General features: G+C 65.6%; 8 protein-coding genes and 1 tRNA gene. 5 read left to right on the forward strand and 4 right to left on the reverse strand.

Annotated elements, in window-relative coordinates; all coding sequences use genetic code 11:
- Positions 1-645, forward strand: a 645-nt coding sequence (locus tag FFS52_RS23045) for a PLP-dependent transferase (RefSeq protein ID WP_171011719.1), incomplete at its 5' end; no start/stop codon positions are given.
- Position 646: 1 nt separating this feature from the next.
- On the opposite strand, the gene FFS52_RS23050 is transcribed toward FFS52_RS23045, so the two are convergent.
- The gene (locus tag FFS52_RS23050; RefSeq protein ID WP_137811036.1) at positions 647-2,200 is read right to left on the reverse strand and encodes a methyltransferase; all 1,554 of its coding nucleotides are present in this window, start codon (positions 2,198-2,200) and stop codon (positions 647-649) included.
- Between the two features lie 46 nt (positions 2,201-2,246).
- Positions 2,247-3,005, reverse strand: a complete 759-nt coding sequence (locus tag FFS52_RS23995; RefSeq protein WP_349291576.1) for an HNH endonuclease family protein — start codon at positions 3,003-3,005, stop codon at positions 2,247-2,249.
- A 191-nt stretch (positions 3,006-3,196) separates the two neighbouring features.
- On the opposite strand from FFS52_RS23995, the gene FFS52_RS23060 reads away from it, so the two are divergent.
- From FFS52_RS23060 to FFS52_RS23070, 3 genes are all read left to right on the forward strand, one after another.
- Positions 3,197-4,882 carry a hypothetical protein gene (locus tag FFS52_RS23060; protein ID WP_226513022.1) on the forward strand — a complete coding sequence of 562 codons (1,686 nt, stop codon included), beginning with the start codon at positions 3,197-3,199 and terminating at the stop codon, positions 4,880-4,882.
- A gap of 112 nt (positions 4,883-4,994) precedes the next feature.
- A complete protein-coding gene (locus FFS52_RS23065; RefSeq protein WP_226513021.1) occupies positions 4,995-5,354 on the forward strand; it encodes an Lsr2 family protein in 360 nt (119 codons plus the stop codon).
- 310 nt (positions 5,355-5,664) lie between these two features.
- A complete protein-coding gene (locus FFS52_RS23070; protein ID WP_068971347.1) occupies positions 5,665-5,949 on the forward strand; it encodes a hypothetical protein in 285 nt (94 codons plus the stop codon).
- Between the two features lies 1 nt (position 5,950).
- Here the strand turns inward: FFS52_RS23070 and FFS52_RS23075 are convergent, their stop codons facing one another.
- On the reverse strand, positions 5,951-6,169 hold the full coding sequence (locus tag FFS52_RS23075; RefSeq protein ID WP_058250001.1) for a hypothetical protein: 219 nt from the start codon (positions 6,167-6,169) through the stop codon (positions 5,951-5,953).
- Positions 6,170-8,524: 2,355 nt separating this feature from the next.
- Positions 8,525-8,609, reverse strand: a tRNA-Leu gene (locus FFS52_RS23080).
- A 96-nt stretch (positions 8,610-8,705) separates the two neighbouring features.
- Here FFS52_RS23080 and FFS52_RS23085 point away from each other — a divergent pair.
- Positions 8,706-9,143 carry a hypothetical protein gene (locus FFS52_RS23085; RefSeq protein ID WP_058250000.1) on the forward strand — a complete coding sequence of 146 codons (438 nt, stop codon included), beginning with the start codon at positions 8,706-8,708 and terminating at the stop codon, positions 9,141-9,143.
- The last annotated feature ends 7 nt before the right edge of the window (positions 9,144-9,150 follow it).

Genomic DNA, 9,150 nt, shown 5'->3' on the forward strand with positions numbered 1-9,150 from the left:
GTCGACGCCACCTTCACGCCGCCGACTCTGTACCGTCCGCTCGCCGACGGCGCGGACCTCGTCGTCCATTCGCTGACCAAGTACATCAACGGGCACGGCGACGCCATGGGCGGTGCAGTGCTCGGCCGGTCGGAGCTGATGTCGCAGATCCGGAAACAGGCGATGGTCGACGTCGGCGGGGTCATCTCGCCGTTCAACGCATGGCTGATCGCCCGCGGCGCGATCACCCTGCCGCTCCGGTTCGCCCAGCATCAACGCAATGCCGAGCGGGTCGCGGCCTTCCTCGACGACGACCCGCGCATCACCTACGTGCGGTACCCGGGTCTGGCGTCGCATCCCGAACACGACCTCGCGGCACGACAGTTCGGCGGCCGCGGCTTCGGGGCCATGATCGCGTTCGCGGTGCGCGGCGATCCGGCCACCCAGAACCGATTCGTCGCGGCGCTGACGACGATCACCTCGGCGGTGTCGTTGGGACACGACGAGTCACTCATCGTCCATGTCGGCACCGACGGCCCACGGGTCGCGGCCTACCCCGAACCGTTCCGCGAGTGGGGACATCTGCGGTTCTCCGTCGGGCTGGAAGACGCCGACGATCTCATCGCGGATCTCGCCGCGGCGCTGGACGCGACCTTCCCGGCCTGAGTCACGTCGCCTCGTACAGAATCCCCCGGCCGATCGCCTCGCGCACCACGGGCAGCGCCGCCTCGGCGAGTGCGTCGGCGTCGACGCCGTGGAAGTCGGCGAGGAGTTCGAGCAGTACGCCCAGCGGGACCTGCCCCCGACTGCCGGCAAGCAGTGCGCGTGAGACCTCGTCGACGCCGAGAACGGCGCCGGGCCCCCCGGGTCGGCGGACGGCGGCCGACACCTGTTGCCAGCCCTCGTCCCCGGGGAGCGAGTGCTCCTCGAGCATGACCGGGGCCACCGACAGCCGCCGAGCGAGCAGCTGTTCGTCCGAGGTCTCCCGCAGGTAGCGCCGTCGGGCGAGGAACGCCTGGGCCTCGGGCCCGGTCACCTCTTCACCGGCGCCGGTGATCTCCTCGATCACGACGTCGGGCTCGCGGTGCTCACCGTCGAGCGGGGCGCGGGCGGTGATCGAGCCCATCCCGATGGCGACGATGCCGTTGGCCTCGAACCATTCGAGCCACTCCGCACCTCGCCGCGCGGCGGTCGCCTCGTCCTCACCGGCATCGGACAACCACAGCGACACATAGCTGATGGGGTCGGCGACCTCCCGCTGGACGACCCAGGCGTCGAGTCCGGTGCCGGCGAGCCAGGAGCGGACCCGTTCCGGCCAGTCCTCGCCCTCGCGGATGACCCAGTTGGCCAGGATCTGGGCGGTGCCACCAGGATTCAGATGGGCAGGCAACTCGCGGACGAGTTGCTCGCACAACCCGTCTCCGACGACGCCCGAGTCGCGGTAGATGTAGTCCCGCCCGCCCGCGCCGACGACGAACGGAGGGTTGGACACGATGAGGTCGAACCGCTCCCCCGCGACGGGTTCGAACATGCTCCCCGCCCGCAGATCCCACGACATCCCGTTGAGGCGGGCCGTCGCGGCGGCCAGCGCCAGCGCCCGGTCGTTCGTGTCGGTGGCCACGATCTGCTCGCAGTGCGCGTCGAGATGCAGCGCCTGGATGCCACATCCGGTTCCGATGTCGAGAGCGCGGCGGACGGGTTCGCGGATGACGGCCCGGGCCAGCGAGATCGACGCGCCGCCGATCCCCAGGACGTGGTCGTGGGCAACGGGTCCGGGTCGCATCGCGGCATCCTGGTCGGCGATCACGAGGTAGTCGCGGGTGTCGTCGGCGTGCGGACGGATGTCAAGGCGGGCCCGCAGAAGCGATTCATCGACCCGGGCCAGCACGCCCTGCGTGACCAGTGCGTCCGTGCCCGTCGTCGGAAACGCCTCCGCGACAGTGGCTTCGGGTTCGTCCGAGCCCAGCAGGAACAGTCGGATGAGGGTCGCCAGCCGGCGGTGCTCGCCGGCAACATCACGCGTCGCGGCGAGGGCCGGCCACCAGGTGCCGCGGACGAGGGCATCGTGAGCGCCTTCGCCGAGCAGTTCGGTGACACCGTCGTTCGTGTATCCCGCCGACCGCAGATCGGCACCGAGGGCCGCCACGGCGGCGGGCTCGGACAGAGGATGACGATCCGCGCGGTCGGCGAGTGGCTGGGGTCGTCCCTGGTCCGCGGTCACGGTCCCCAAGGCTACCGACGACCGGCGCGCCCGCGGCTCGACGGGTTCAGCACGACGCGAGGACCCGACTCATGGCGTCGCGTTCGGCAGGCGTCACCCACAGCCCGTAGGACTTCTTGACCTCGATCTGCCGGCTCACGTAGGTGCACCGGTAGGACTTGTTCGGGGGAAGCCAGGTCGCCGCGTCGCCGTCGCTCTTCTGTTGGTTCACGGCTCCCGACACGGCCTGGAGGTTTCGCGGGTCGTTCGCGAACTCGATGCGCTTGACCGCGGTCCACCCGGCCGCGCCCTTCTGCCAGGCGTCCGACAACGCGACGACGTGGTCGATCTGGACCAGCGCCGAGGTGTCCTCGCCTCGGGTGAACGGCATCGTCGTACCTGTGTACGGATCCGCCAGTGTGCCGGCGAGCACCCGGCACCCGTCGGCGTGGAAGGTGATGCCGGTGAGGTCTCGCCGCAGGATGTCCTCCCGGGTCCGGCAACCGTTGCGGCCGTACTGCACGTCGACCGCGTCGTCCCATGCCCTCCCGAATCGCGACCGTTCATATCCGGTCTTGGGTGCGCGACCCTTGACCTGCAGCGACGCGAGATCGGCCTGTTCCCGGCCGACCGCCGGTGGCGGCGTATCCGGCGACGCACCAGCCGGCGGTGACGATGGCCCCGTCGTCGAGGGCATGGGCTGGGTGCGCTCGGATGAGGGGCGCTCGAGGCCCGGACCGGGTTCGACGTCGACGCACGACACGAGCACCACGGCGACCGGCACCGCGGCAAGTACTCCCGACAACCGTGCCGCTCGACGTCTCACCCCGGAATCGTTGCACGGCGCACCGACATCCCCGTTCGCCGACCCGGTGCGGGGGTTCTCGCCGCGCACCTTGAGCTTCGTTCGACTAACTTTCCCTTCGCGGACTGCTGTGGTCACGCACGACGCCGCGGCGGCGCACGGTCGCCGGCGGTGTCGCCGGGTCATCAGACGACTATTCGGGTAGTGGGTGCATGAGTTCAGGTCGGGGCAATGCGGCGCGGGGTGTACCGCCATGGGTTCTGCGGATGTTCGCCGTGTTCACTCTGGCGATGTCGTTGCCCACTCTTGCCGGCGGGTCGGGCACCGCCGCGGTGCTCGGCAGCCCGGCACCCTTCTCCGCGTCACCCCTGCGTGCGACGCCGGTCCACGAACTGACACCGACCGTCGACCCGGAGACCGAGACCTACCCCGAGCGACTCGAGCGCATCGAGACCATGAGCCGCCCGCTGCTGCCCACGCCGAAGTCAATTGAGGGCCCCGAGACACGCTGCGCAAGCGGCGATTTCACGACCCTCGCAGTGGTGTACGACTCTGTCTTCGACGCGGTGTACGAGGTCCTGCCGCCGTCTCTGCGTGCCGCGGCGAGGCAGAGCCGGGTCGCGGCGCACCGCGACATGCGCCGTCTGCACGTGTCGACCCTCGCCGTCACCGAGCACCCCCTCACCCTCGGCGCCGACGACGACGATCCCGCACTCGACTACCGCGACCCGATCTCGCAGCTCCTCGTGTCGAACCTGCTGAAGATCCGCGACGGCCGGCACACCGAGGCCATCCCCCTCGGGAACATCACCGTCATCCAGGCCGTGGAGACGGTGTGGCTGTACCTGTTCACCACGGTCCTGATCCCCGCGCGCGTCCTCGCCGGTTCGACCCCCGACCTCGTTAGCCCCTTCGCCGGCACGGACGCCGACTTCCTGGCCCCGTTCGTCACCTACAACTGGCTCATCTCGGCCTTCGTCTTCTCGTCGGAGTTCGCGGTGAAGGCCCTGCTGCGCGCCACCGCGAAAACGGTCCTCGAGCAGTGCCTCGCACGCGTCACCGATGAACAGCGCGCCCTGGCCGGACGCGCGAGCGACACCGTGCATTTCGACATCCCGATCCCGCCGATGGTGGCCGATATCGCCGACCACCTCGCCCTGGCGGATGTCGAGACGTGTACGCCGATCGGGTCGCTCACACTCGGCCGGCTGGTGCGGTATGTGTCTGCGCAGGCGCAGGAGAACAATCCCGCCGACGCACCCCGCATCCGGGCCGAGACCACCAGAATTCTCGGCGCCATGCGCGGAATCCGCATTCATCACAACCTCATTCCGCTCGATCCCGCGGAGGACCGCTCGGTCGGCGAGTTGGCGGCGTCGTTGTTCGGTTCGCTGATCCCGATCTTCGGCGGGGCGCCGCTCGACATCCTTCTCGGCATCGGGCACAACATCGGCCACGGGGCGGACCCATGGGAGACCGTGTCCCTGGACGAGCTCACGGTCAGCAAACCGATCACCGCGGCGCATTATGCGTACAAGTTGGCGCTGCATCTGATCCGGGAAGTAGGCAATGTCATCGAGCCGTCGATCGTCGGTGACAGCCCGCTACGACCCACCAGACTGCTCGTCACGGCCCTGGGCCTGCCGATGACCTACGGACTGGTGACCGCGCACCACGTAATCCGGTCGATGTGCCTACGCGTCGACGACACGACGGGCAGCGGACTCGGCGCGGAGGCCAATCGGCGGACGACAACCGACTCGACTCCCCGCATCAAGCCGACGCGAAAGCCGGAAGCCTCCCGGTCATCGGCGTCGAGAACATCGGAACCGTCACGTCCGGAAGAATCCATTCGCCATCCCGAACCGCCCCGATTCGCCATTCCCGGCCGCAATTGACTCCGTGTTGCGCATTCGGTAATCGCGATGTCGGACGATTCGCCCGAGAATCCCGACACCGGGAAAGCGCAGGTTCATGCTTCCCGCGCGTCTATCGACTACCGTTGGGGGCGTGTCGAAAATTCAGACGGTGACCTTTGTCGACGACCTGGACGGTCGCGAACTCGATCCCCAAGACGCACAGACCGTTTCGTGGTCGTGGCTCGGCGTCGACTACGAGCTCGACGTGTCCGCGGCCAATCTCGACAAGATCGAGCAGGGCAAGGTGACAGTCGCGAAACTACTCAAGGCATCGACCCGGGTCGGCGGCCGACGACGGTCGCCATCAGCACGGACGAAGACCAATTCCGCCGGGAGTGGTGCGTCGGTGAATGCCTCGATTCGAGACTGGGCAGCGGAGAACGGATATGAGGTGTCCGCACGCGGCCGCATTCCGAACGACATCGTCGAGGCCTACAACTCCGCACACTGATATAGCCCACCGTATTGTCACATTGATCGCCAGAGCCCGATTCTTCGGACTCTGGCGATTGTTCTTCCGCGGGGCTGATTGTTGATCCCCCGCCGATTACGTTCTGCCCTAAGGAGTTCCGCCGGCAGGGCGGAAAAACCCTGCGGCGGCGTCGAATCGAGATGCCGCGCGGATTCCGCCACCGATCAGCACCTTCCCCGTCTTCATCCTGTCAATGGACATCTTTGATAAACTGATGTCCACGCATGGTGTGCCACCGACGTGCAACGCAGTCACCGTCGGAGGCCACCCGAGGGGACAGGACAACCGGATGAGCACAACGGAGAACGAGTCGGTCGACGCCGACCACGCTGACGGCGAGGCCCCAGGGGAGGTCTCCGTGGCGGCCCGGGTCAGGGTCACGCTCGACGACGGTTCGACAAGGGAGGGCGAGGTCGTCGACGACTTCGCGGACCTGGCCGGCGACACCACCGTCGAGACCCGTATCGACGACGAGCACACCGCACGACTACGCCGCTGGGCGATCTCGACCGACGATCACCAGATCGTCTTCGCCGACGACGACGCGGTCGAGGTCATCTCGGCCGAGCTGTGACTCAGAGCGGCGCGAGCCCGATCATTCGACGGTCCGACGAGAAGATCCACCCGTCGCCGTAGGGCTCGAGTGCTTTGCCGGTGACTAACGCATCCGCGTCGAAATCGATGGCGAGGAACGGTGCTGTCCACGCGACCTCGCCGGTGGTCACGTCGACAGCCGTGAGGGTGACGCCATCGCTGCCGGCCAACAGACGGTCGCGATAGCCGTCTGGGTTCACAATGGGCCGCCTAATGCACAGCGGTGCAGTACCGAAGCCCACACCCTGCTTATAGCGCTCATGAAGCCCCCGAGCCAACGCCCGCTCGCGCGACCTACACGAGCCATGAGCCCTCGCCGCATGGACTCTCAACCACCCTCGCACCCGAACACGCCATCACGACCCACGGGTTCCGGCTTATCATCAACGCCCCGGCCTGGTCGCCAACCACCATGAACATGTTTCTTCACTGACCTACTCGCCGCCCGCGCGATCGTATGCGAAGACGGTGACGATGCAGGGTCGCCTTCTCCGCACGGATCTACCGCCCGGTATAGGGGGTTCGCAGACTCCCGCTGCAGGTCAGCACGTGACAACAGTTCGGATTGGTCCAGCCTCGCGTGAACTCGTACCCAAACGGGCAGCGAGAACCATACGGCCAACTGATACAGCCGACGTCGGCGTAGGTGAACCTTGCCGGCCCGTGAAACTCTAAAAAGACTGAGTATTGCTAGTGGGAGACCGAATAGCAGAAAACCGACAAATGCGCCAGAGGAGATCCCGCGCTCTACGGCTGCGACCATGGTAGTCGGCAGGGCTACGCTACCCCAAAGAATCCAGGCTGCGAATGGCTGCAACACAAAATGCAGCTTCATTCTCTTCGTGTTGAATGATGACCAGGATGTAAGAGCGCAGAATCCGATCACAAACAGAAAGAATGTGACGACGGTGGGTACGAGTATCGCCGTTTGCCAGAGGTAACTCCCGGCCATCGCCTGATCCCGAAGCACCCTCACGACTGAGACATACAGTACAACGCCCACCCATAACGGGGCACTCACCGCTGCGGTCCTAACGAAGAGGGCGCCGACAAGGGAATGCCGCTGGCCGTTCGAGACACTTGGCACTCCCTTGTCTCGCAGGACTGTCCGCCACTTGTGCAGTCGGTCGAGTCGCTGCTCTAGTACTTCCTGGCGGCGGTAGCGACTCGCCGAGCTGAAGTCATCGAGCAGGATGCTGCTCATCAAGAAGATAGCGATCGTCCCAAAAGTCGCCAGCACCATCGCGCCGACGTCTGACTTGTCATGCACACCAAGCCAACCGACTGTCATTACTACAACGCACGCGCATGCTAACGCCGATGTCATCGCATCCATACACTGTCGCCATAGGGCCATTGCGGCTTGCTCAATGTAGGATTCGCTCCCCTTGTTTCGCATCGACAGTGTGATGCTTATCGACACCGAAGCAGCCAGCGCGATACCGATCCAGTTTCGCGCGGTCTCAGGTGTTACGAGGCCATCTAAGTGTGGTCGGATGTCAGGAACCCACTGATACGGCTCAAACATCTGAGCGTCCGTCTGCCCCGGGTGTCCCAAAAGCCAGACCAAATAGCCTGCGCCGTAGGTGACTACGAAGGCTCCGATCACGTCCCCGATTACGCGAGAGCGAAATCGATCGCGGACGTGGCGCCTGGCTTCCGCTGACAGTCTTCGGGCCTCGAGACGGGCTTCATCGGCGCAAGGCTTTTTTCTTCGTTCTAGACGCGGTCGTAGGAATCCAAAACGCAGACAAAGTAGAGCGATCATCGTCAATAGCAGACGTTGCGCTCTTGTTCGAGTCATTCTGTACCGCTCTTCCCGTCGAGTGCGGCTTGCATCCTAAAAGCGACGCAGAAACCGCAAAGGTAAGTTGCAACTGATTGGAAAGGTGACCATATCGAAGACCCCTGACATTCATGGAGTGATCTGGCGCCGCCAGTCGAAGGCGCTAGCCGGCCGCCGAGTCCGCGTCCATTGAGAACGGGTCATGGCATCGAAAGCGGAACTCCGCGAGATGCATGCAGCGGCCACGGCGCTCCAAGGGTTCGCGACCGTCCGCCCAAGATGATCGAAGAACGGGCGACGAGCATGTTGAGCGCAATCTCGATATGCACGCCGGTCGACTGAATTCGACGACGTCATCGGCGCTGCACTCGACGACACAATTCCGTCTGTTGAGGTCGATCCAGTCCCGACAACAGACCTTGCCGGCGCCGTTCCCAGATCGGAGTTTCTTCTCTGTGCGACGGTTCGCTACCGCCAAACTATGTCCAACATCCAGACCGTCGCAGTCATTGACAATCTAGATGGGCGGAATCTGAGATGCCCAGCGGGCGTCACTGCCAACCGTTGCCGCAAGTGTTTCCGTTCTGAGAAGGCTTGAAATGTTGGCATGCCGGATGCCGACGGGTGCTCGGCGCGTCGGTAGTTCTGCTGCGCCGAGTGCGCCGCGACTTGAGCTGTTACCTAGGCAAGGCTGCACCAGGCGCGAGGAGCACTGTCACCGTCGACTCACGATGCAGGGCTTTCGAGCGCAACTGCGGGTGCGAGTTTATGGTGCGCGAGGGGGGACTTGAACCCCCACGTCCTGAGACACTGGAACCTAAATCCAGCGCGTCTGCCAATTCCGCCACTCGCGCGTGGGCGCGACTCGCCGGAGTGTGAGTCACGCAGTGTAACGGCGACCACCCTACCGGCCGCGTTCTGATCATCGCAGGCCAGGTACCGTCATAGCCATGTCCCCCACCCGTCGCCGCACCCACCGGCCCGCGCTCACGGTGCTCGCCGTATCCGCTGCGGTGGTGTGCCTGGTGCTCGCGTGGTGGCAGTGGTCACGGTACGAGTCCGCATCCGGTTCCGGACTCAATCTCGGCTACGCCCTGCAGTGGCCGGCGTTCGCCGCGGCCGTGATCTATGCCTATCGCCGCTTCGTCATCCTGGAGAGCGATCCCGAGGAAGCCCGCAAGGTCGCGGCGAAGAACTCCGTCGCCGAGATCCCGGAGGGCATCCTGCCCGAGCGACCCACCACCCCCAGCGCGTCGTCGTTGGCATCGCCGGACCCCGCCAACGATGTCGCCCTGGTCGAATACAACCGCTATCTCGCCGAGCTCCGCGACGCGGACGCTCACACCACCGACGCTCGACCCACCCCCTCATCGAAAGGCCCGCAGTGACCGAGAC

This window comes from Gordonia sp. ALPHA1B1 (assembly GCF_005502615.1).
Taxonomy (GTDB): Bacteria; Actinomycetota; Actinomycetes; order Mycobacteriales; family Mycobacteriaceae; genus Gordonia; species Gordonia hongkongensis.